22 protein-coding genes are annotated in these 21756 nt (G+C 67.9%); 20 read left to right on the forward strand and 2 right to left on the reverse strand.

All coding sequences use genetic code 11. The features are described from left to right. Positions 1-83: 83 nt before the first annotated feature. The 10 genes from BLR03_RS04150 (at position 84) to BLR03_RS04195 (ending at position 9123) form a co-directional block, all read left to right on the forward strand. A complete protein-coding gene (locus tag BLR03_RS04150; protein ID WP_091249798.1) occupies positions 84-827 on the forward strand; it encodes a response regulator transcription factor in 744 nt (247 codons plus the stop codon). After that, complete coding sequence (locus BLR03_RS04155; protein WP_091249801.1) at positions 814-2211, forward strand: sensor histidine kinase; 1398 nt, start codon at positions 814-816, stop codon at positions 2209-2211. The genes BLR03_RS04150 and BLR03_RS04155 overlap by 14 nt, the downstream gene beginning before the upstream one ends. A gap of 35 nt (positions 2212-2246) precedes the next feature. Then, complete coding sequence (locus tag BLR03_RS04160; protein WP_254788148.1) at positions 2247-4160, forward strand: molybdopterin-dependent oxidoreductase; 1914 nt, start codon at positions 2247-2249, stop codon at positions 4158-4160. Positions 4161-4186: 26 nt separating this feature from the next. Further along, positions 4187-5410 (forward strand): molybdopterin molybdotransferase MoeA, encoded by a 1224-nt coding sequence (gene glp / locus BLR03_RS04165; protein ID WP_091249803.1) that lies wholly within the window; start codon positions 4187-4189, stop codon positions 5408-5410. A 143-nt stretch (positions 5411-5553) separates the two neighbouring features. Next, complete coding sequence (gene moaC, locus BLR03_RS04170; RefSeq protein ID WP_217639741.1) at positions 5554-5979, forward strand: cyclic pyranopterin monophosphate synthase MoaC; 426 nt, start codon at positions 5554-5556, stop codon at positions 5977-5979. Beyond that, positions 5976-6488, forward strand: coding sequence for a MogA/MoaB family molybdenum cofactor biosynthesis protein (locus BLR03_RS04175; RefSeq protein WP_091249810.1), 513 nt, complete (start codon positions 5976-5978; stop codon positions 6486-6488). Before moaC ends, BLR03_RS04175 begins: the two co-directional genes overlap by 4 nt. Beyond that, positions 6478-6996, forward strand: coding sequence for a molybdenum cofactor biosynthesis protein MoaE (locus BLR03_RS04180; RefSeq protein WP_091249812.1), 519 nt, complete (start codon positions 6478-6480; stop codon positions 6994-6996). Before BLR03_RS04175 ends, BLR03_RS04180 begins: the two co-directional genes overlap by 11 nt. 88 nt (positions 6997-7084) lie before the next feature. Beyond that, positions 7085-7843, forward strand: coding sequence for a 4-hydroxy-tetrahydrodipicolinate reductase (gene dapB / locus BLR03_RS04185; RefSeq protein ID WP_091249815.1), 759 nt, complete (start codon positions 7085-7087; stop codon positions 7841-7843). A gap of 5 nt (positions 7844-7848) precedes the next feature. Further along, on the forward strand, positions 7849-8331 hold the full coding sequence (locus tag BLR03_RS04190) for a hypothetical protein (RefSeq protein ID WP_091249818.1): 483 nt from the start codon (positions 7849-7851) through the stop codon (positions 8329-8331). A gap of 54 nt (positions 8332-8385) precedes the next feature. Continuing rightward, positions 8386-9123, forward strand: a complete 738-nt coding sequence (locus BLR03_RS04195; RefSeq protein ID WP_091249821.1) for a VOC family protein — start codon at positions 8386-8388, stop codon at positions 9121-9123. Positions 9124-9225: 102 nt separating this feature from the next. Here the strand turns inward: BLR03_RS04195 and BLR03_RS04200 are convergent, their stop codons facing one another. After that, entirely contained in the window at positions 9226-10479 is a 1254-nt protein-coding gene (locus BLR03_RS04200; RefSeq protein WP_091249823.1) for a heparan-alpha-glucosaminide N-acetyltransferase domain-containing protein, read from the reverse strand. Positions 10480-10571: 92 nt separating this feature from the next. Between BLR03_RS04200 and BLR03_RS04205 the strand changes: the two genes are divergently transcribed. The 8 genes from BLR03_RS04205 to BLR03_RS04240 all read left to right on the forward strand — a co-directional run bounded on the left by BLR03_RS04205 (position 10572) and on the right by BLR03_RS04240 (position 19521). After that, positions 10572-11000, forward strand: coding sequence for a hypothetical protein (locus BLR03_RS04205; protein ID WP_254788149.1), 429 nt, complete (start codon positions 10572-10574; stop codon positions 10998-11000). Then, positions 10997-11761 carry a carbon-nitrogen hydrolase family protein gene (locus tag BLR03_RS04210; protein WP_091249826.1) on the forward strand — a complete coding sequence of 255 codons (765 nt, stop codon included), beginning with the start codon at positions 10997-10999 and terminating at the stop codon, positions 11759-11761. The genes BLR03_RS04205 and BLR03_RS04210 overlap by 4 nt, the downstream gene beginning before the upstream one ends. 104 nt (positions 11762-11865) lie before the next feature. Further along, a complete protein-coding gene (dapA, locus tag BLR03_RS04215; protein ID WP_091249830.1) occupies positions 11866-12774 on the forward strand; it encodes a 4-hydroxy-tetrahydrodipicolinate synthase in 909 nt (302 codons plus the stop codon). Positions 12775-12834: 60 nt separating this feature from the next. Continuing rightward, positions 12835-14526, forward strand: a complete 1692-nt coding sequence (locus BLR03_RS04220; RefSeq protein ID WP_091249832.1) for a ribonuclease J — start codon at positions 12835-12837, stop codon at positions 14524-14526. A 220-nt stretch (positions 14527-14746) separates the two neighbouring features. Next, positions 14747-17713, forward strand: a complete 2967-nt coding sequence (locus BLR03_RS04225; RefSeq protein WP_091249835.1) for an FtsK/SpoIIIE family DNA translocase — start codon at positions 14747-14749, stop codon at positions 17711-17713. 26 nt (positions 17714-17739) lie between these two features. Beyond that, entirely contained in the window at positions 17740-18378 is a 639-nt protein-coding gene (gene pgsA / locus BLR03_RS04230) for a CDP-diacylglycerol--glycerol-3-phosphate 3-phosphatidyltransferase (RefSeq protein WP_091249836.1), read from the forward strand. A 5-nt stretch (positions 18379-18383) separates the two neighbouring features. Beyond that, complete coding sequence (locus BLR03_RS04235) at positions 18384-18929, forward strand: CinA family protein (protein ID WP_254788158.1); 546 nt, start codon at positions 18384-18386, stop codon at positions 18927-18929. A gap of 139 nt (positions 18930-19068) precedes the next feature. After that, positions 19069-19521 (forward strand): helix-turn-helix domain-containing protein, encoded by a 453-nt coding sequence (locus BLR03_RS04240; RefSeq protein ID WP_066434909.1) that lies wholly within the window; start codon positions 19069-19071, stop codon positions 19519-19521. Positions 19522-19581: 60 nt separating this feature from the next. Here BLR03_RS04240 and BLR03_RS04245 read toward each other — a convergent pair whose 3' ends face one another. Further along, positions 19582-20097 carry a MarR family winged helix-turn-helix transcriptional regulator gene (locus BLR03_RS04245; RefSeq protein WP_091249840.1) on the reverse strand — a complete coding sequence of 172 codons (516 nt, stop codon included), beginning with the start codon at positions 20095-20097 and terminating at the stop codon, positions 19582-19584. 41 nt (positions 20098-20138) lie between these two features. Between BLR03_RS04245 and BLR03_RS04250 the strand changes: the two genes are divergently transcribed. Next, the gene (locus BLR03_RS04250) at positions 20139-20375 is read left to right on the forward strand and encodes a DUF3046 domain-containing protein (RefSeq protein WP_091249843.1); all 237 of its coding nucleotides are present in this window, start codon (positions 20139-20141) and stop codon (positions 20373-20375) included. 247 nt (positions 20376-20622) lie between these two features. After that, entirely contained in the window at positions 20623-21675 is a 1053-nt protein-coding gene (recA, locus tag BLR03_RS04255; RefSeq protein ID WP_091249847.1) for a recombinase RecA, read from the forward strand. Positions 21676-21756: the final 81 nt, after the last annotated feature.

Below are 21756 nucleotides of genomic sequence, written 5' to 3' on the forward strand. Positions count from 1 at the left end.
AGGGATATTACGTCTTCGGGAACGATGTCCGGCAGGGCTTCGGATGCCTGCCCGCGGCGCGGCCGCGAACCTATGCTGGAAGCGTGAACACGACCCAGCCGGCCCCGGACGCAACGGAGTACCGGCGCATCCTCCTCGTCGAAGACGAGCCGACCATCGCCGGGGTGGTCCGCGACTATCTCGTCCAGGCGGGATTCCAGGTGGTCCTCGCCGCCGACGGGTTCACGGCCCTCCGCCTGGCCGCCGAACGCCGGCCGGACCTTGTCCTGCTGGACCGGATGCTGCCGGGCCTGGACGGCGTGGAAGTCTGCCGCCGGCTGCGGGCAGCACATAGTGTCCCGGTCATCATGCTCACGGCCCTGGGCACCGAGGACGACCGGATCCTGGGCCTGGAAGCAGGCGCGGACGACTACGTCACCAAACCGTTCTCGCCCCGCGAACTGGTCCTGCGCGTCCGCTCGGTCCTGCGCCGGAGCATTCCCGAATTCAGCCCCGAGCCCTCCATCGAAGTGGGCGGCTTCGACCTCAGCCCGGCCGCGCGCACGGTCACCCGCCACGGCCGGCCCCTGGCGCTGACCGCGCGGGAATTCGACCTGCTGGCCTTCATGCTGCGCCGTCCCCGCCAGGTCTTCAGCCGCGAAGAGCTCATGAAGGCCGTCTGGGGCTGGGATTACGGCGACCTCTCTACGGTGACAGTCCACGTCCGCAGGCTGCGCGAGAAGATCGAGGACGACCCCACCCGCCCCGCCATCCTGAAAACGGTCTGGGGCGTCGGCTACCGGCTGGACCCCAGCGACGAGGAAGAAACCGCCGGTGCAGACCTCTGAACTTCTGACCATCATCGGCTGGGCCGTGGCATGGGGCGCCGTGATCGGGGCCGCATCCCTGCTTGTGTTGAAACCGCTGCGCAAGGCCTCCTTCGCGGTGCAGATCTGTGTGGTGGTCCTCGCCGCCGTGGCGGTCCTGGTAGCCGGAATGGTCAGCGCCTTCAACGCCATGTTCATCTCGGCCCGGGACCTCGAGGTCATGTGGTACGTCCTGGCCGTGGCCTCTGCGGTGGCCGTTGTCATTGCCCTGGTGCTGGGATCGCGGGTGTCGCGGAACGCCAGGGAACTGGTCGAAGCCGCCCGGAGCATCGGCCGCGGCGAAAGCCCGGGGATCCAGTCCCCGGTGATGAGCCACGAACTGGCCGCCCTCGCCGCGGAGCTCGACTCCAGCAGCCGGAAGCTGGAGGCGTCCCGGCAGCGGGAGGCGGCCGTCGAGAACGCCCGCCGCGAACTCGTCAGCTGGATCTCCCACGACCTCCGGACGCCGCTGGCGAGCATGCGGGCCATGACCGAGGCGCTGGAAGACGGCATGGCGTCGGATGTCTCCGGCTATTACCGCAAAATCATCGCGCAGACCGACCTCATGGCGGGCATGGTCAACGACCTTCTGGAACTGTCGAAGATTCATGCCGGGACCATGCGGCTCAAAGCTGAGCCGCTGGACCTGTACGACCTCGCCAGCGACGCCATCGCCGACCTCGCCGCGCTGGCGCAGCAGCATGGCGTCACGCTCGACGGCGGCGGGCGGCGCGAGTGCCTGGCTCTCGCCGACGGCCCCTCGATGGGACGCGCCATCCGGAACGTCGTGCTCAACGCCATCGTCCACAGCCCGCCGGGCTCCCACGTCACCGTCGAAGTCGGGCGGGAAGGGGACCGGGCCGTCGTCGCCGTTACCGACGGCTGCGGCGGGATCCCCGAAGAGGACCTGCCGCATGTCTTCGAGACCGGCTGGCAAAAGGATCCCGCCCGGCGCCCGGCAGGCCGCCTGCCCGCTCCTGACGACGCGGGGGTGCCAGGGGCGGACGAGCCGGCAGGCACCTTGCGCTACAGCGGGGCCGGGCTGGGCCTGAGCATCGTCGCCGGAATCGTCAAGGCCCATGAGGGGATCGTCACCGTGGAGAACGTCGACGGCGGATGCCGCTTCTCGCTGCTGCTTCCCGGCCAGGAGGTCCCGGGCAGGGAGGTCCCTGCCAGGGAGGCCTCCGGCCACGAGACGGCCGGCCACGAGACGGCCGGCCACGCGACGGCGGTGCTGGCATCGCCGGCGGACGTTCCGTCCGCTGGCGGCCTCGCTCCTCCCGGCGCGTCCTCGGCGGGCGGGGAACACGACAGGCGTCCGCCGGACTCGGCAGACGAGACGCTCCGCACCGGACGCGCGCAGTGAACCGCGGCGCGGGCCCGGGCGTACAGGGGGCCGAAATGGACAAGGACATGCACAAGCGGATGGACCAGGACACGGCCCAGGCAACGGATGAGGACACGGGTAAGACCATGGATATGGAAATCGGCGGTCAGGACCAGCAACGCGCTGGAACGCAGGTGCAGCTTTCCAAGCAACCACAGTCCAAGCAAGGCCGGCCCGGGCAAGACCGTTTCAAGCAGCGGCGGACGCGGGACCTGTGGGCCGCCGCGGCCGGACTGGTGGCCATCGGGACCGCAGTGGTGCTCGGCGAACTCACGGCAAGCCTGGTGAGCCCTACAGTTTCTCCCGTGACGGCCGTGGGCGGGGCAGTGATCGATGCCGTCCCGCCGGGCGTCAAAGAATGGGTCATCTCCGTCTTTGGTACCGCGGACAAACTGGCACTCCTCGGTGGCATGGTACTCGTCATCGCCGCGCTCGCCGCCTTGTCCGGGGTCCTGGAAGTGCGGCGCCGATTCGCCGGGGTGGCCGTCATCGCGGTCTTCGGCGCCGTGGGCCTCGTGGCCGTCCTGAGCCGGGCCGACCTGACCGCGAACGCCATCCCTGTCCCGGTGCTCGTGGCACTTGTGGGGATCGCCCTATTGCGCTGGCTCATCCGCAAACTCGAGATGTGGCTGCCCGTCCCGGACGGAGCCAGGGACGGAGCCACGGACGGGGCGCCGGCCGCGGCGACGGCCCCGCCGGCGACCGACCCGGCAGAAACCCGGGCCGCGGCGCAGCCTGTCCCGGTGGTGGCCCCGGCTGCGGAGACTTCCCCGCCGGAAACCCCGGCTGCGGAGACCTCCCCGCCGGAAACCCCGGCCGCCGCGCAGCCCGCCGAGCCTCCGGCCGGCGAGGCCGGACCTGCCCGGCGCCGCTTCCTGCTGGCCCTCGGCGGAACCGCCGCGGTTGCCGCCGTCGCGGGTGTGCTCGCGTCCACTCTTAGGGGAGCCGCCGCCGTCGTCAGTGACGTGCGCAGCAAGCTGGCCCTCCCGGCGGCCGCCTCACCGGCGCCGCCCATCCCCGCGGGCGCCGAGATCCGGCTTGACGGCCTCGGACCGCTCGTGACCCCCAACAAGGACTTCTACCGGATCGACACCGCCCTGCGCGTGCCGCTGGTGGACCCGGCGCAATGGACGCTGAAGGTCACCGGCCTGGTGGAACGCGAGATCGAACTCGACTTCGCCACCCTCCTGGCCAAACCCCTGACAGAACGCCACGTGACCATCGCCTGCGTCTCCAACGAAGTGGGCGGAGACCTGATCGGCAACGCCAAATGGCTCGGCTGGCCGGTCCGCGAACTGCTCGCCATGGCCGGACCCAAGCCAGGAGCGGACATGGTGCTCTCCCGCAGCACGGACGGCTGGACGGCCGGGACGCCGCTGGAGGCCCTCACAGACAGCCGCGACGCGCTGCTGGTCGTGGGAATGAACGGCGAACCGCTCCCGCTGGAGCACGGCTTCCCGGTCCGGATGATCGTGCCCGGGCTGTACGGCTACGTCTCGGCCACCAAGTGGGTCACCGAACTGAAAGTGACCCGCTACGCGGACGACGTCGCCTACTGGACGCCCCGCGGCTGGAGCGAGCGCGGGCCCATCAAGACCTCGTCCCGCATCGACGTGCCGCAGGACGGGCGGAGCGTGACGGCCGGGACCGTGGTGTTCGGCGGGGTCGCGTGGGACCAGCACACGGGCATCGGCAAGGTGGAGCTGCGGGTCAACCGCGGCGAATGGAAACAGGCCGAGCTCGCCCCGGGCATTTCGAAGGACACGTGGTACCAGTGGAAGCTGGCGCTTCCGCTGACTCCGGGCCGGTACGAGGTCCAGGTCCGGGCCACGGACCTCGACGGCGTCCCGCAGGTGGAGGAGCCGGCCCCCGTCGCGCCGAGCGGGGCCACCGGCTTTCACACGGTTAGAGTTGACGTGAAATCGTAGTGAGCTGAGCAAACGTCAGGACACGCATGCACCGCACCGAGGCAAGGCACGTCAGCGTGGAAGCGCACCGGGACAAGGTCCGCGCCCTGCTCGCGCCGCTCCGCACCGATGACCGGGTGGAACGGCTCACGCTGCTCGAAGCCTTGGGCCGGGGACTCGCCGTCGACATCGTCGCACCGCTGAATCTTCCCCCCTTTGCCAACTCGCAGATGGACGGCTTCGCGATCCGCAGCGGCGACGTACCCGACGGCGGGACGGAACTGCGCGTCGTCGCGCCCGTTCCGGCCGGCGCCGCACCGGTGGAACTGACCGCCGGCACCGCCGCGCCGATCATGACCGGAGCCATGATGCCCGCCGGAGCCGACGCCGTCGTGCCCATTGAACAGGCGGTCCCCGATTCGTTCCCCGCGCCCGGCGAGGCCGCCACGGTCCGCCTGCCGGCCACGGCTGTCGGAACGTTTGTGCGCGACGTCGGCAGTGACATCCGCACCGGCGAGCCCGCCCTCGGCGCCGGGACATTCCTTGGCCCCGGCCAGCTGGGACTCCTCGCGGCCATGGGCTTCACGGAGGTGCCTGTCCGTCCCTCGCTGCGTGTCCTGCTGGTCACCACCGGCGACGAAGTCGTGGAACCGGGCAACCCGCTGGGACCTGGCAAGATCTTCGACTCCAACGGCACGCTGCTCGAAGCCTCGATGCGCCAGGCCGGCCTCGAGATCACCCGGACGGGCATCTCCACGGACCGGCCGGATGAGCTCGCACTGCTGCTGCGCCGGCACGCCCCGGACGTGGACCTGATCGTCACCACCGGTGGTGTCAGCAAGGGCGCCTACGAAGTGGTCCGCCAGGCCATGTCCGGACACGACGTCGAGTTCACCGCAGTGGCCATGCAGCCCGGCGGACCGCAGGGGATCGGCAGCTTCGACGGCGTCCCCGTGCTGGGGTTCCCCGGTAACCCGGTGAGCTGCCTCGTGTCATTTGAAATGTTCCTGCGTCCCGTCCTCACCGAACTCTTCGGCGCTCCCGCGCCGCGGCCCGCCGTCCGGGCCCGGCTGGCCGAGGCGCTGACCTCGCCGCCGGGCAAGCACCAGGTCCGGCGCGGCACGCTGGGACCGGACGGCACGGTCCGGCTGGAGGGTGGTGCCGGCTCACACCTGGTGCACGCACTGGCCCGTTCCAACGCCCTGGTCCACGTTCCCGAGGGCACAGCGGCTCTCGCTGCGGGCGATGAAGTGGAAGTATGGATTCTGTGAATGAAGCAGAGAGCGCGATAGCGAAAAATTCCGGACCGGACCAAGGCGAAACACCTCCCGCGCCAGCGGAAAACAGCCCTGCGGAAAACAGTGCAGTGGACAACACCCGCCTGACCCACCTCCGCCACGACGGCACGGCCCAGATGGTGGATGTGTCCAACAAGGCAGAGTCCACCCGGGAGGCCACGGCCACCGCGACCGTCCGGAGCACGGCGGAGGTGCTCGCGCTCCTCGGCGGCGGCGAGCTCCCGAAGGGGGACGCCCTGGCCGTTGCCCGCGTCGCCGGGATCATGGCGGCGAAAAAGACACCGGATCTCATCCCGCTCTGCCACCCTCTGCCGATCGCCAAGGTCACCATCGACTTCGAGCTCGACACCGACACCGTCACGGTGTTTGCCACCGTCAAGACCCGCGGCGTCACCGGGGTCGAGATGGAGGCCCTGACCGCGGCGTCGGTTGCGGCACTGAGCGTCTACGACATGATCAAGGCCGTGGACAAGCACGCGGTCCTGACCGATATCAAAGTGCTGGCCAAAAGCGGCGGCAAGAGCGGGGACTGGACCCTATGAACATGCCCGAACCGCACCGCCATGGCGAAGCCACCGGCCGGAAGGCCGGCGTCGTGATCGCCTCGACCCGCGCGGCCGCAGGAGTCTACGAGGACCTCACCGGTCCCGTCATCGTCGATTGGCTCACCGAACACGGCTTTGAGCCGTTCCCGGCCTTGGTGGTTCCGGACGGTGCACCGGTGGGAGCCGCGCTGCGTGCCCTGCTGAGCCAGCAGCCGGCCGTCATCATCACCAGCGGCGGCACGGGCCTCAGCCCCACCGACGCGACCCCCGAGGAGACCCTGCCCCTGCTGGACCGGGAAATCCCGGGCATCATGGAAGGCATCCGCAGCGCCGGGACAGCCAAGACGCCCATGGCCATGCTCAGCCGGGGCCACGCGGGCGCGGCCGGCCGGACCTTCATCGTGAACCTGCCCGGATCACCGAAGGGCGTCATGGATGGCCTGAGCGTTCTCGATCCCATCCTTGGACATCTTTGCGACCAGCTGGAAGGTAGTCATGGGCACTGAAACAGGATTTGAAGTCGTGCGCGCCGTCCTGAGCGCCGAACCTATCTCGGTGGACCAGGCCATTGCGGCCGTCGAATCGGACACCGCCGGCGCGGTGGTCAGCTTCAGCGGCGTCGTCCGCAACCACGACGGCGGCAAGCAGGTTTCGCGGCTCAGCTACAGCGCCCACCCGACGGCGCACCAGGTGATGGCCGACGTCGTCGCCCGGCTCGTGGCGGAACACGCGGTCCCGGCCGGCGGCCCGTCATCCGACGGATCTCCGGATGACGGCGGCGCCGGCGGCGCCGCTGAACAGCGTCAACAGCCGGTGCGGATCTGGGCCGCGCACAGGATCGGCATGCTCGAGATCGGCGACCCTGCCCTGGTCTGTGCCGTTTCCGCAGCCCATCGCGGCCAGGCGTTCGAGGTGTGCGCCGAACTCGTGGACCGGATCAAGGCCCAGGTGCCAATCTGGAAAGAGCAGTTTTTCGCCGACGGCACCGTCGAATGGGTCGGGGCCGGCGAATAGGCGTACGGCCGGCGAATAGGCGCACGGCCCGTGTAACCCAAGGCCGCCGGTTCCAGAGGGCAACGGCCCCGGCGGTAGGGTTGATGGCATGACCGAACAACTCTCCGTCGCCGTGCTGGGCGCCAACGGGCGCATGGGCGCCGAGGCCGTGAAGGCCATCGACGCCGCCGCGGACCTGACGCTCGTCGCGGCCCTTGGCCGCAACGATTCCCTCGAATCGCTCGTCAGCTCAGGCGCGCAGATCGTGGTGGACCTGACCGTCCCCGAAAGCACCGAAGCGAACGTCCGCTTCGCCGTCGAACACGGCATGCACGCCGTCGTCGGCACTACGGGCTGGGATGCCGGCCGGCTCGCCCGCCTGGAAGAGCTCCTCGCCGACCGGCCCGGAGTCGGCGTCCTCATCGCCCCCAACTTCGCCCTCGGTTCGGTCCTGGCTTCGGCCTTCGCCGCCAAGGCGTCCAAGTACTTCGAGTCCGTCGAAATCATTGAACTGCACCACCCTGACAAGGTGGATGCCCCCTCCGGCACGGCTGTGCGCACGGCCCAGCTGATCTCGGCCGAGCGCACCGCCGCCGGCGTGCCTTCCAGCCCGGACGCCACCACCACGGAACTCGAGGGCGCCCGCGGCAGCGACGTGGAGGGTGTCCGGGTCCACAGCGTCCGGCTCAGCGGCCTCGTCGCGCATCAAGAGGTCCTGCTGGGCGGCCCGGGGGAGCAGCTGACCATCCGCCACGACTCCTTCGACCGCGCCTCCTTCATGCCCGGCGTGCTGCTGGGGATCCGCAACGTCGCCGCGCACCCCGGCCTCACGGTGGGGCTCGACGGCTACCTGGACCTGGGGCTCTGAGCCCGGTGGCCGCAGCCCTGAGCGCCCTGAAAGCGAACCGCACCAAGATCTGGGTGGGGGCGGTCACCCTGCTGCTCGTCTTCTACCTGGTGGTGTCATTCGAGCGCTCCCTGCTCCTGATGTCGGACCAAAACCTCGTGGCGAAGGCGATCGGTGTGGCCTACCTTGTGCTGCCGGTCATCGGAGCGTGGGCCCTGGTCCGGGAATTGCTGTTCGGTGCCCGCACCGAGCGTTTGGCGAAGATCCTCGAAGCCGAAGGCGGGCTGCCGGAGGACACACTGCCGCGCACGCCTGCAGGCCGGATAATCCGCGAAGCCGCCGACCTCGAATTTGAGAAATACCGCGCCGAGGCCGAAGCTGCGCCCGACGACTGGCGGTCCTGGTTCCGGCTCAGCTGTGCCTACGATGCCGCCGGCGACCGCAAGCGCGCCCGCGCCTCGATGCGCGACGCCGTACGGATGTTCCGTGCCGGGGCACAAAAGCCCTAGCTGGCGCCAGGCGTTCCTCCCAAATCGAGGAGGAACTGGATAGGATCGGGCGCTATGGCGCTGCGGCTTGTTCAGGTGAATTTCAAGGCTCGGGATGACTCCGCGCTCGGCCGTTTTTGGGCCAAGGCGCTCGGCTGGGGTGTTTCCAGCGAGGGCCCCGGTGTGACCAATGTTGAACCCGTGGGCTTCGTCTGGCCGGACCCCGTCGCCATCTGCGTCGATGTCGTCACCGTCCCGGACCCCGAGACGGTAAAGTACCGCGCGCACCTCGAACTCACCTCCACCTCCGCGGCCCATCAGGCGGAGCTGGTCGCGCACCTGTTGGAACTCGGCGCGACGCCCGCCGACGTGGGCCAGGGTGATGTGCCGTGGACGGTTCTGGCAGACCCGGAGGGCAACCTGTTCCGCGTGCTGGAGCCTCGCTCGATCTACCGGGACACCGGGCCGATCGCCGCGGTGGTGGTCCGCTGTGCGGATCCGCGGGCCATGGCCCGGTTCTGGAGCGAGGCGATGGACTGGACCCTGCACGAGGTGACCGACGCTCATGCGAGGCTGCGTTCGGCCACTGGTGTCGGGCCGTATCTGGAGTTCCTTCGCACGCCCGCAGTGAAGACCGTATGGGGCCGCGTCCATCTCGACCTGATGCCCTACCCCGGTGACGATCAAGCGGCAGAAGTGTCCCGGCTGCGGGCTCTGGGCGCCACTGACGCCGACGTCGGCCAGGGCGATGTTCCGTGGGTGTGCCTCGCCGACTCAGAGGGCAACGAGTTCTGCGTCCTCACCCCGGGCTGACGCAGGGCCTCAGCCCTGCACGCGCGTTACAGGCGATGCAGACGCGGAGAACCCACGTGGCCGTCATCCGGCGCGGTCCACCGCCCTTATGGGGCAGACGTCCTAGCGGAAACGGGCAGGCTGACGGATGCGGGCGGGCTGGTAGCGGCCCACCTGGTTGGCGGCATGGGACACCCATTCCAGCGGCCCGCGCCAGATTAGGGCCGCGAAGACTCCGCCGATCACCAACATGCCGATGGCCTGCGCCCAGTACACGCCCTCCACGGTCCAGCCGGGCGCCAGCGGCTGATCGTGCAGGGCCGCCATGATGCACAAATGCGCCGTGTAGAGGGTCAAAGTCATGGCCCCGATTCCGCGGAGCGGTAGCAGCAGGTCCAGCTCCACCCATTCGCCCAGCCGGCCCAGCAGCAGGCACACGCCAATCACGGCGGCGGCGACTCCCGAGGTGTGAAGCAGGTCCAGCGTGGTGCCCGCATGCGGTGCACTGGTGGCCAGCCACCACACTGAGCCTGACTGGTCGACGCCCGCCAGGTTGACCTGCAGCAGACTCCCCAGCGGGTAGGCGGGATCGCCGATCTGCGCCTCCAATGCCTGCCGGCCGCCCCAGTCAGCCATCAGGACTGTCCCGAGCCACTTGGCAAAGACCGCCACCGCCGTTCCGGCAGCCAGCAGCAGGAACGGTGTGGCTGCCTTCGACAGCGCCATCCGGCCGATCGCCAGCCCCACCAGGAGATAGGCGATCCACTGCAGGACGGGATAGTAGCCCGTGAGGAAGAGGTCGCCGAGGAACCTTGCGGGTGTGGCCAGATCCTCCCAGCCGGGGTTATGGCCCAGCCGTAAGGGCGGATCTGCTGACAGCAGCCAGGGCCGCAGCAGGTAGGCCAGCGCAGGAGCGGCAAGAATCCATGCGGTCGCGAGGATAAGCAGGCGGTTGACCCCGAGACCGACGAACGGCAGCACGCACAGGAACAGGAGCGCATAGTGGACCAGAATGACGGCGATGTTGACGTCCAGGCCACCCAGCGAGAGTCCGACGGCGCCTACCACCAGCGCCCTTAGTGCGATGCCGCGGCGGGCGGCCCAGAGCGAGGAACCCTCCACCGGCTGCTGTTTCCCGGTGGACAGCGCCAAGCCGACGCCGGCCAGCACGGCGAACAGTGCCGAAGCCCGCCCGGAAAACGCGAGCCCGATCCATGTGGGCGTGAGCTGCGCGTTCGACTCGAAGGTCGCCAGCACGTGCGTGGCCATCATGGCCAGTAACGCGAGCCCGCGGGCGGCGTCAATGCCGGCCAGCCGGAGGCCGGCGGAGGTGGCCTTGGCGGTCCGGGAAGCAGTGGTCATTCCGCGCGGGGTCATCGTTTGATCGTCTCATGGTAGGCCTGCCCGCAGCGTCACGCAGGCCCCGACGAAGCCTTGTATTCGAATATATGTTCGAATAGGATGAGCGCATGAACAACGCCTCAGAGCCCGCCTTCCTGACTCCGGATTCACCAGGCCGGAAACCTTCGGGCCGGGAATCCGGCAACACCCCGCCCGGCGGCCGTGGGGACGGCTGTGAGGCGGGGGCTGGCGTTCTCAAGGCCATGAGCCCGGGTGTCGTGGACTTCCTCTTCCGGCGGCTGGTCGACGGAGAGCCGGCGGAGGATGTCCAGTGGGATCAGGAGGGCACGGCGTTGGCAGTGCAGCCGCCGGGGGCGGAGCTGGCGCGGCGGCTGGCGGAGACGGATCTCGACGCCCTCACTCCGACCGAGTTGTTCCACTACGTGCGGGCGGCCCAGCGGCTCGCGGCCTGGGCGGAGTCTTTGCGCGAATCCGCCGTCGGGCGTTACTGCTCGGCGCCCGCGGGAGGGAGGGAGATGCCTAGGATGGCAGAGTGACCACTGGCTCCATAACTGCTCTGACGCTGTCCGCGATCCAATACGAGGCCCTTGACGGCGGCGTTGCCGCCAATGTGTCCGAACACATCCGCCTGATCGAAGACGCCGAGTCCCACGGAGCCCGGCTGGTCATCTTTCCCGAACTCTCGCTGACGGGGTACCGGCTGGACCTGCTGGAGGGGCCCGAAGAGTGGCTGGGCGCGGCAGACCGGCGGCTGGACGGCATCCGGGAAATCTGCCGCCGGACTGGAATTACCGCCGTGGTCGGGGCCGCTTTCACGCAGGACGACGGCACGCCGCGGCTGGCCTCTTTGGCCATTCACCCATCAGGCGCCATCGAGCCCAGCTTCAAGACCTGGCTGCACGGTCCGGAGCAGGGGCTCTTTGTTGCCGGCAGTCATCCCGCGGTCTTGGAGATCGACGGCTGGAAGATCGCTTTGGCGATCTGCTTCGACGCCGCCCGCCCCGGTCACGCGGAGTGGGCGGCGGGGGCAGGGGCGGACGTCTATGCCGTCTCGGCCGTCTACACGGCGGGGGAGGACCATCGGCTAGGGCTGCATCTTGGCGCCCGCGCCATGGACAACCGGATGTTCTCCGTCCTGGCGAACCTGGCAGGCGCCACGCCACTCGGTCCCTCGTGCGGGCTGAGCGGATTCTGGGGTCCTGACGGGCTCCCTTTCCGGCAGGCGGCCGGTACCGGGACCGAAGTGCTGACGGCGAGCCTTCAGCACGGTGTCCTGGCCCGGTTTCGGCGGCCCTGAGCCCGGCCGGAAGACCGAAACGTGACGCGCGGCCGGGCAAGTTTGACGCTCCTCACACCGCCGCCATTGTCCTAACATGCCGCAGACAAGGTAACGTTTTTCATATGGCTGACTCTGATATTCGCTCTTACACGTTCGGGACCCTCGTGACTGCCATGGTTACGCCTTTCACGACGGACGGTGAGGTCGACTACAAGCTGTCGGCGGAACTGGCGAGCAAGCTCGTCGACGACGGCAATGATGCCCTCGTCATCTCCGGCACCACCGGGGAGACCTCCACGCTCGAGGACGACGAAAAAGAGAAGCTCTTCCGCGTCATTGTCGAGGCCGTCGGCGACCGCGCCAAGGTCATCGCCGGAACCGGGACCAACCACACTTCGCACTCGATCGAGATGGCCAAGCGCGCCGCCAAGGCGGGAGCCCACGGCCAGCTGATCGTCACCCCGTATTACAACAAGCCCAGCCAGGCCGGCATCCAGGCCCACGTCGAGGCCGTCGCCGACGCCGCCGACCTCCCCGTCATGGTGTACGACATTCCGGGCCGCGCCGGCGTGCCCATCCTGCCCGAGACCATGATCCGTCTCGCCGACCACCCCCGGATCGTTGCCCTCAAGGATGCGAAGGCTGATTTCGCCGCCCTCACCCAGGTCCTGGCCAACACCGATATCGATGTCTACTCCGGCGACGACGGCCTCACGCTGCCGTGGATGGCTGCAGGTGCCGTCGGCCTGGTCAGCGTTTCCGCGCACGTCGCGACGCGGCAGTTCCGCGCGCTGATCGATGCCGCACTTGCAGGCGATTTTGCTACCGCCCGCACCCTACATTTCGAACTGGACCCCGTGGTCCGCGCAGTGATGACCCACATTCAGGGTGCTGTCGCTGCCAAGCAGGTTCTTAAGTGGCAGGGAGTCCTGCCCAACTCGGTTGTCCGTTTGCCCCTCGTGGAGCCGGACGAGGCCGAGATCGTAATCATCCGCGAGGATTTGGCGGAAGCGGGGATGGTCTTTTCCTGAGCAGGAGCCAATCCTGATCGTGAAAGTCCAGCCCGATTTCCGCCTGGAAAGTAGTGCACTATGACCCAAACCGCCCTTCCCGGCCTTGTCACGCCGCCCCGCCTCCCGAACAACACCCTGCGGATCGTGCCGCTCGGCGGGCTCGGGGAAATTGGCCGCAACATGACCGTCTTCGAGATCGGGGGCAAGCTCCTCATCGTTGACTGCGGCGTGCTCTTCCCCGAGGAGACCCAGCCCGGCGTCGACCTCATCCTGCCGGATTTCTCCTACATCGAGAACCGTCTCCAGGACATCGTCGCCGTCGTCCTGACCCACGGTCACGAGGACCACATCGGTGCCGTTCCCTACCTCCTGCGCCTGCGCGCCGATATCCCCATCGTGGGCTCGCAGCTCACCCTGGCCCTCATCGAGGCCAAGCTGCAGGAACACCGGATCAAGCCCAACACCAAGATTGTCGTCGAGGGCCAGGTCGAGAAGTTCGGGCCCTTCGAATGCGAGTTCATCGCCGTCAACCACTCCATCCCGGACGCCCTGGCCGTGTTCCTCCGCACCGCGGGCGGCACAGTCCTGCACACCGGTGACTTCAAGATGGACCAGCTGCCGCTCGACGGGCGTATCACCGACCTCCGGCACTTCGCCAAGCTGGGCGAAGAAGGCGTGGACCTGTTCATGTCGGACTCGACCAATGCCGACGTCCCCGGTTTCACCACCGCCGAGAAGGAAATCGGGCCCACCCTGGACCGGCTGTTCGGCCAGGCCTCCAAGCGGATCATCGTCGCGTCCTTCTCCTCCCACGTGCACCGCGTCCAGCAGGTCCTCGACGCCGCCGCCAACCACAACCGCAAGGTTGCCTTCGTGGGCCGCTCCATGGTCCGGAACATGGCCATCGCCGCGAAACTGGGCTACCTCGAGGTCCCGGCCGGGATCCTGGTCGATATCAAGAACATCGACAACCTGCCGGACAACCGGGTTGTGCTGATGTCCACCGGCTCCCAGGGCGAGCCCATGGCGGCCCTGTCCCGCATGGCCAACGGCGACCACCGCGTCGTCGTCGGCCAGGGCGACACCGTCATCCTCGCCTCGAGCCTCATCCCGGGTAACGAGAACGCGGTCTTCCGCATCATCAACGGCCTGCTGAAGCTCGGCGCAGATGTCATCCACAAGGGCAACGCCAAGGTGCACGTCTCCGGCCACGCCGCCGCCGGCGAGCTGTTGTACTGCTACAACATCCTTGAGCCGCTCAACGCCATGCCGGTGCACGGCGAAACCCGCCACCTCATCGCCAACGGCAAGATTGCCCTCGAATCCGGCGTGCCGGAGGAAAGCATCCTGCTCGCAGACAACGGCACCGTGATCGATCTCCGCGACCACCAGGCCGACATCGTCGGCCAGGTCGAGGTCGGGTTCGTCTACGTTGACGGCTCCAGCGTGGGTGAAATCACCGACGCCGACCTCAAGGACCGCCAGGTCCTCGGCGACGAGGGTTTCATCTCCATCATCACCGTCATCCACCGGGCCACCGGCAAGGTGGTGTCCGGGCCGGAGATCCACGCCCGCGGCGTGGCCGAGGACGACTCCGTCTTTGACGAGATCATCCCCAAGATCAACGAGGCCCTCGAAGAAGCAGTGCAGAACCGAACCGACCACACGACGCACCAGCTCCAGCAGGTCGTCCGCCGGGTCGTGGGCACCTGGGTGAACCGCAAGCTGCGCCGCAAGCCCATGATCATTCCGGTGGTCCTTGAGGCGTAAGCCTCAGTTGGTTCACCGTGCGTAAGCCTCAGGTGGTTCACCGGGGTAAGCCTTTTCGCGCACCGGGCGGATGCCCGGTGAACGGCCTTCCCGGCCCGCTCGCAGCCTGAGGGCTACGGCGGGCGGGGGAGGCCGTTCGGCGTCGGAACCGGGAACAACATGATCCCGGACGGCCCGGATATTCGGGGTTTTAGAGCCGGCATCCGGTACCGTGGCGGGTATGGCGACTCGTACTTCTCCCGCGCCTAGAGGAAACTCAAGCGGCAAATCAGGCAGTTCTCCCGGCCGGGGGTCCAGTCCCGCCGCATCCAAATCCGCCCGGCCGCGGGGCGCCGCAGGTAGAAAAACAGCGACCGCCCGGACCCGTCAGTTGGCCGCCGTTGAGCCGCCCCAGCCCTGGATTGTCCGGGTGTTCGCCGGTGCATGGCTTGGCATTGGCCACGTGGTCGGCGCCGGTATCCGGCGCGTCGGCCACGACGTCAGCGACCTCGCCCCCGAGGACCGCCGCGACGGTGCCGCACTGTTCAACCTGGCCCTGGGCGTCTTCGTCGCCACCTTCGCGTGGTGGGGGTTCCAAGGCTGGCTCCCGGACCTCGTGTTCGCGGTCATCAACGGCACATTCGGCTGGATGTCCCTGCTGCTGCCGCTCATGCTGTTCGTGTGCGCCTTCCGCCTGTTCCGCCAGCCCGACGACGGCCGCGGCAACAACCGGATCGGCATCGGCTTCCTCATCATGACCTTCGCCGGTTCCGGCCTGGCCCATATCATCGGCGGCCAGCCGACGGTGGCCGACGGCTTCGACGGCCTGCGCAAGGCCGGCGGCATGCTCGGTTACCTCGCCGCCGCCCCGCTGGCCGCAGTCCACCCCGCCGTCCCCGTGGCGGTGTACAGCCTGTTGGCCTTCACCTCGCTGCTGATCGTCACGGCGACACCCTTCGGCGCCATCCCCGGCCGCCTCCGGGACGCCTACGAGCACCTGATGGGCATCGACCTGCAGGACGACGACGGCGGGGACCGTCACGACCGCAGCTACCTCTACGAGAACGACGCCGAGGCGGCGCCCAGGAAGAAGCGCAGGCGCCTCTTCGGCAGGGACCACGACGACGACGCCGGCCTGGAAGGCTACGTCGGCGACGAAGCGTTCGAGCGGGCGCTCATCGCCGATGAGGAAGCAGCCGACGACGCGCCGCCCGCCAAACGGGCCAGGGGCGCCAAGGCGCTGGCTGGTGCCGGGCCCGACGTCGAGCCCGGTGCCGAGTCCGGCGTCGCACCCGGTGTCCGCCGTCCCACCCAGGCCGAGATTGCCGTCGAGAAGATCAAGGCGGCCCAGGGCCTCGGCGCGGCCGCCGGATCGCCGGGCGACAACGCCACCGAGGCCATCCCGCTGGTGACTCCCGGAATGGTGGCGGCGGGCTCGCTCAACCCCGCCGCCGCGGCAGCCCCGAAAGTCCCCGCCAACCCGGTGGCGCCGGCACCCCTGCCCACCCCGATTCCGCAGCGCACCGAACAGCTCTCGCTGGCCGGCGACGTGACCTACACCCTGCCGGCGTCGGACATGCTGACGCCCGGCTCCATCCCCAAGGAACGCACCGAGGCCAATGACGCGATCGTCGCCTCGCTCACCGAGACCCTGAACCAGTTCAACGTCGATGCCCAGGTGACCGGCTTCAGCCGCGGCCCCACCGTGACCCGCTACGAAATCGAACTGTCCCCGGGCACCAAGGTGGAGCGGGTCACCGCCTTGTCCAAGAACATCTCCTACGCCGTCGCGAGCTCGGACGTGCGCATCCTGAGCCCCATCCCGGGCAAGTCCGCCATCGGCATCGAGATCCCCAACACGGACCGCGAGACCGTGTCCCTGGGCGACGTGCTCCGCAGCCAGAACGCCCGCCGCACCGACCACCCCATGGTCATGGGCGTCGGCAAGGACGTCGAGGGCGGGTACGTCGTGGCAAACCTCGCCAAGATGCCGCACCTGCTGGTGGCCGGCGCCACCGGCGCCGGCAAGTCCTCGTTCGTGAACTCGATGATCACTTCGATCCTGATGCGGGCCACCCCGGACGAGGTCCGCATGGTCATGGTGGACCCCAAGCGCGTGGAACTCACGGCCTATGAGGGCGTTCCGCACCTCATCACCCCGATCATCACCAACCCGAAGAAGGCCGCCGAGGCGCTGCAGTGGGTGGTCCGGGAAATGGACGCCCGCTACGACGACCTCGCCAACTACGGCTTCAAGCACATCGACGACTTCAACAAGGCCGTCCGGGCCGGCAAGGTCCACCCGCCGGTGGACTCCAAGCGCGTCATCAAGCCCTATCCGTACCTGCTGGTGATCGTGGACGAACTCGCCGACCTCATGATGGTTGCCCCGCGCGACGTCGAAGACTCGATCGTCCGCATCACCCAGCTGGCGCGTGCGGCCGGCATCCACCTCGTCCTCGCCACCCAGCGTCCGTCCGTCGACGTCGTGACCGGCCTGATCAAGGCGAACGTGCCCTCCCGCATGGCCTTCGCCACGTCCTCCGTCACCGACTCCCGGGTGGTCCTCGACCAGCCGGGCGCCGAGAAACTCATCGGCCAGGGCGACGCCCTCTTCCTGCCCATGGGCGCTTCCAAGGCCATGCGCGTCCAGGGCGCGTGGGTCACGGAGTCCGAGATCCACAGGGTGGTCGAACACGTCAAGGGCCAGCTCAAGGCCGTCTACCGGGACGACGTCGCGCCCGAGGCGCAGAAGAAGCAGATCGACGACGACATCGGGGACGACCTCGAAGTCCTGCTCCAGGCGACCGAACTCGTGGTCACCACGCAGTTCGGCTCCACCTCGATGCTGCAGCGCAAGCTCCGTGTCGGCTTCGCGAAGGCCGGACGCCTCATGGACCTGCTCGAGTCCAGGGGAGTGGTGGGACCCTCGGAAGGGTCCAAGGCCCGCGACGTGCTGGTCAAGCCGGATGACCTCGCCGCGGTGCTGGCCGCGATGAAGGGGCTCGACGCGCCCGCCGTCGCGGATTCCCAGACGGCGGCGCTAAGTGATAACGCAAACGCGAACATCGCCCAGGGCGGCTACGCGGAGGACCTCGTGGCGGCTGACCTGGCCAACCGCACCCAGGCGATCGACTACCACGACGGCGCCGACGGCTCCGATGACGAGGACGGCTCGGAGGACGCTTGGTCCCTCACCGGACGGTAGTGCGGGAAGGCGGGTAGCCTAGGAAGGTGAATAGCGCCGAAGCCAACGCCGGATCCGCCTCGCGGATCTGGAACCTGCCGAATATCCTGACGATGCTGCGGATAGTGCTGGTGCCGTTCTTCGTCTGGTTCCTCGTCCTCGACGCCCCCGGACTCCAGGCCCAGAACGGCGTCTGGCGCTGGGCGGCTTCCGTCGTGTTCGCGGTGGCCATCTACACGGACAAGCTCGACGGCGACATCGCCAGGTCCCGCGGACTCGTCACCGACTTCGGGAAGATCGCGGACCCGATCGCCGACAAGCTCCTGATCGGCTCGGCACTGGTCATGCTCTCGCTGCTCCAGGAACTGCCGTGGTGGGTGACGATCCTGATCCTGCTCCGGGAGTGGGGCATCACCGCCCTGCGGTTCTTCGTCATCCGCTACGGCGTCATTCCGGCCTCGCGGGGCGGGAAGCTCAAAACGGTTGTGCAGACGGTGGCGATATTCCTCTACGTCCTACCGCTGGCATCCATCGCCCCGTGGCTCGGCGTTGTGGCGTTCGTCGTCATGATGGCTGCGCTGGCCATCACGTTGTGGACCGGCGGCGAATACGTTATCGAGGCCCTCAAACTGCGGGCGGCCGGCATCAAGGCAGAGAAAGCACGGGTAGGGGAGAACAAGCCATGACTGATCTGAACGCCCATCCGGACGCCAATCCGGACCCCAATCTTCATCCCAAGCTGCACCCCAACCTTCACCGGCTGGCGGAGCAGGCCGTCACCGGCGCCATCGGCCGGGGGGTGACCGCAGCCACCGCCGAATCCCTGACGGCCGGAATGGTCGCGGCGATCCTGGCCGACACGCCGGGCGCCTCCGCGATGCTGCAGGGCGGCGTGGTGTCCTACGCCAGCTCGGTCAAGACCGACGTCCTGGGCGTCTCCGCCGGTCTGCTCGACGCCGTCGGTTCCGTGGACGGGCAGGTCGCCGCGGCGATGGCAGACGGTGCCCGGCGCGTCTGTGGCGCCGATATCGGCGTGTCAACCACCGGTGTGGCCGGGCCCGAACCGCACGACGGCAAGGCGGTGGGCACGGTCTTTGTCGGCATCGCGACGGCGGAGGGCTCCACATCGTACCCGTATTCCTTTGACGGCAGCCGCGCCGAGATCCGCGCCCTCGCGTGCGGCGCGGCCCTGGAACGCCTGCTTGAGGCCCTATCTTCCGAAGGCTACCCGGCGTAAAGTTGCCGGGAACAAAAGTTGATTCCGAATAGTTGTTACATTGTGTCGCTTCCAAATAAGGGAGGCGCCTAGGATGAAAACATCAGCAGAGTCCGCCCCCACCGGCGGACTCGACAGTACGAGGAGCAAGGCGATACAGATGGTAAAGCAGCCCGTATCCGTAAACGGCGTTGTCCGCTGGAAGGATGTGGGCCTCGCCGATCAGGCAAAGAGCGAACAGAAGGAGCGCAAGATGGTAGTACTTCGTCACGAAATCGGTGATGTCCTGCGCGATGTCCGCCAGCGCCAAGGCCGTACCCTCCGTGAAGTTTCGCACAGTGCCCGTGTGTCCCTGGGCTACCTGAGCGAAGTGGAACGCGGCCAGAAGGAAGCCTCCTCGGAGTTGCTGTCCTCGATCTGCTCGGCCCTCGATGTTCCGCTCTCAAGCATGCTCCGCGAAGTCAGCGACCGCGTCGCGGTCGCCGAGGGTGTCGCGGTTCCGGACACCGTCCCGCAGGAGTTCGCGCAGCGCTACGGCCGCGACCTCGACCGAGAACTCAACTCCGACCTCAACGACGAGCTGGCGAAGGGCCTCCTTTCCGGAGCACGCTAGACGCCAACTCGCAGACGTTAGAAAAGGCCCCCCGGCTCGGCCGGGGGGCCTTTTCGAGTCTCAGGCGTGTTCGTCCCGGGGGAAGCCATCGCGTTCGTAGGTGGCATTGAGCTTTGCCATGTAGGTGGCGAGAGCCTGCAGGTCTTCGGCCGGCCACTGCGCCAGGCGCTTCCGGAACACCTCACGCCGGGCGTCCTGGACCTGGTGCATCCTTTCCTCGCCCTCGGGCGTCAGGCGGATGGCCTGCGCCCGGCCATCGAGGGGATCCGCTTCCTTCGACACGAGGCCGAGGCCCTCAAGGAACGCGATTTGCCGGCTCACAGAGGGTTTGCCGACGCCGATGCTGGAGGCGAGATCGGTCAGCCGGATAGGTCCTTGCTTGCGGATCACGGTGAGCAGTCCGTACGCAGCGGGTTCCACGTCCGGGTGGACCTCGCGGGAGAGCTGATTGGAAATGGAACGCCCGCGACGCCAGAGCAGGCTCAGCTGGTTTTCGACGGCGTTCAGGGCCGCATCGGCGTCAACGACGGCGTCTTCAGGGGAGGAATCTGCGGCGGCCTCGGGTGGGTTGCTCATGGCAACCATTCTAGAGTCCCGTGCCGTGAGAGACTTTACTGGTGCGAATCAGTGACTTTTGGCGGCTTATGGACGACGAGTTCGGTGCCGGGTACTCCCGTGTCCTGAGCAGCTCGCTGGTTCTGGCCGGCGTCGGCGGACGCACCGCGGACCAGGCCCTCAGCGCCGGCATCCCTCCCCGCCACGTGTGGCTTGCCCTGTGCGACGTCCAGGACGTGCCGCCGGAACGCCGTCTCGGCAGGGACATCAAACCCCGCGACAACGCCGGACCCAGCTGACGCCTGAAACGTTGCCCGGCATGCCGCCGGATGGGCCGCCGGGCCCCCTGCCGGTAGGGGGCCGACGCCTGACACGCCGCATTATTGTTCGAATATCTGTTCGGATAGGGATATGCTTTTTTTGAGCGTTTTCCACATAATGGGTCCCCGGCGACAACTTTGTCGGAGGGTGCCAGTAGCGTCAGTGATGACAGACGAAGGGCCTACACGGCCACTCCACAGCGAGAAAGTATTAGAGGTGTGAATCATGGCCGCAGCCCCGGATCGCCAGAAGGCGCTCGACGCAGCGCTTGCCCAGATTGACAAGCAGTTCGGTAAAGGCTCGGTTATGCGCCTCGGCGACGAAGTCCGTGCGCCCATCGAGGTTATCCCCACCGGCTCCATTGCCTTGGACGTCGCTTTGGGAATTGGCGGCCTGCCCCGCGGCCGTGTCGTGGAAATCTACGGTCCGGAATCCTCCGGTAAGACCACCGTGGCGCTGCACGCCGTTGCCAACGCCCAGCGTCTGGGCGGCATCGCCGCTTTCATCGACGCCGAACACGCCCTCGACCCGGAATACGCCGCCAAGCTGGGCGTCGACACTGACGCCCTTCTGGTCTCCCAGCCGGACACCGGCGAGCAGGCCCTGGAAATTATGGACATGCTCATTGGTTCGGGATCCCTTGACGTCATTGTCATTGACTCGGTTGCCGCTCTCGTTCCCCGTGCCGAAATTGAAGGCGACATGGGCGACAGCCACGTCGGCCTGCAGGCCCGCCTGATGAGCCAGGCCCTCCGTAAGATCACCGGCCGACTGAGCCAGACCAAGACCACGGCCATCTTCATCAACCAGCTGCGCGAAAAGATCGGCGTTTTCTTCGGCTCCCCGGAAACCACCACCGGTGGTAAGGCCCTGAAGTTCTATGCCTCAATCCGCATCGACGTCCGCCGCATCCAGACCCTCAAGGAGGGCGCGGACTCCGTCGGCAACCGCACCAAGGCCAAGATCGTCAAGAACAAGATGGCCCCGCCCTTCAAGATCGCCGAGTTCGACATCATCTACGGCCAGGGCATTTCCCGCGAGGGCGGCATCATCGATATGGGTGTCGAGCACGGCCTGATCAAGAAGTCCGGCTCCTGGTTCACCTACGATGGCGACCAGTTGGGTCAGGGCATGGAGAACTCCCGCCGGTTCCTGCGCGACAACCCGGAACTGGCGGCCGAACTCGAGCGCCTGATCAAGGAAAAGCTCGGCGTCGGCGTGAAGGCCCCCGCCGAGACCGAGGAATCACCGAAGCTGAAGGCCGTTGACGGCTTCTAGCTCCGGAGCCGGCAGCGGGTCAGGGTTCCGGCAGCGGAACCCTGACCCGAGCGCTGGTGACCCCAGCATGGGGTCGACCCG

Source organism: Arthrobacter sp. ok909 (assembly GCF_900104405.1).
Classification (GTDB): Bacteria; Actinomycetota; Actinomycetes; order Actinomycetales; family Micrococcaceae; genus Arthrobacter; species Arthrobacter humicola.

Excerpts from the sequence above, each read along its gene's own strand:
- BLR03_RS04195 (WP_091249821.1), top strand. The coding sequence starts at position 8,386 with ATGGCGCTGCGGCTTGTTCAGGTGAATTTCAAGGCTCGGGATGACTCC.
- recA (WP_091249847.1), top strand. The coding sequence starts at position 20,623 with ATGGCCGCAGCCCCGGATCGCCAGAAGGCGCTCGACGCAGCGCTTGCC.
- glp (WP_091249803.1), top strand. The coding sequence starts at position 4,187 with ATGCACCGCACCGAGGCAAGGCACGTCAGCGTGGAAGCGCACCGGGAC.
- BLR03_RS04200 (WP_091249823.1), bottom strand. The coding sequence starts at position 10,479 with ATGACCCCGCGCGGAATGACCACTGCTTCCCGGACCGCCAAGGCCACC.
- BLR03_RS04240 (WP_066434909.1), top strand. The coding sequence starts at position 19,069 with ATGGTAAAGCAGCCCGTATCCGTAAACGGCGTTGTCCGCTGGAAGGAT.
- BLR03_RS04225 (WP_091249835.1), top strand. The coding sequence starts at position 14,747 with ATGGCGACTCGTACTTCTCCCGCGCCTAGAGGAAACTCAAGCGGCAAA.
- moaC (WP_217639741.1), top strand. The coding sequence starts at position 5,554 with ATGGTGGATGTGTCCAACAAGGCAGAGTCCACCCGGGAGGCCACGGCC.
- dapB (WP_091249815.1), top strand. The coding sequence starts at position 7,085 with ATGACCGAACAACTCTCCGTCGCCGTGCTGGGCGCCAACGGGCGCATG.
- BLR03_RS04180 (WP_091249812.1), top strand. The coding sequence starts at position 6,478 with ATGGGCACTGAAACAGGATTTGAAGTCGTGCGCGCCGTCCTGAGCGCC.
- dapA (WP_091249830.1), top strand. The coding sequence starts at position 11,866 with ATGGCTGACTCTGATATTCGCTCTTACACGTTCGGGACCCTCGTGACT.
- BLR03_RS04245 (WP_091249840.1), bottom strand. The coding sequence starts at position 20,097 with ATGAGCAACCCACCCGAGGCCGCCGCAGATTCCTCCCCTGAAGACGCC.
- BLR03_RS04160 (WP_254788148.1), top strand. The coding sequence starts at position 2,247 with ATGGACAAGGACATGCACAAGCGGATGGACCAGGACACGGCCCAGGCA.
- BLR03_RS04220 (WP_091249832.1), top strand. The coding sequence starts at position 12,835 with ATGACCCAAACCGCCCTTCCCGGCCTTGTCACGCCGCCCCGCCTCCCG.
- BLR03_RS04175 (WP_091249810.1), top strand. The coding sequence starts at position 5,976 with ATGAACATGCCCGAACCGCACCGCCATGGCGAAGCCACCGGCCGGAAG.
- BLR03_RS04205 (WP_254788149.1), top strand. The coding sequence starts at position 10,572 with ATGAACAACGCCTCAGAGCCCGCCTTCCTGACTCCGGATTCACCAGGC.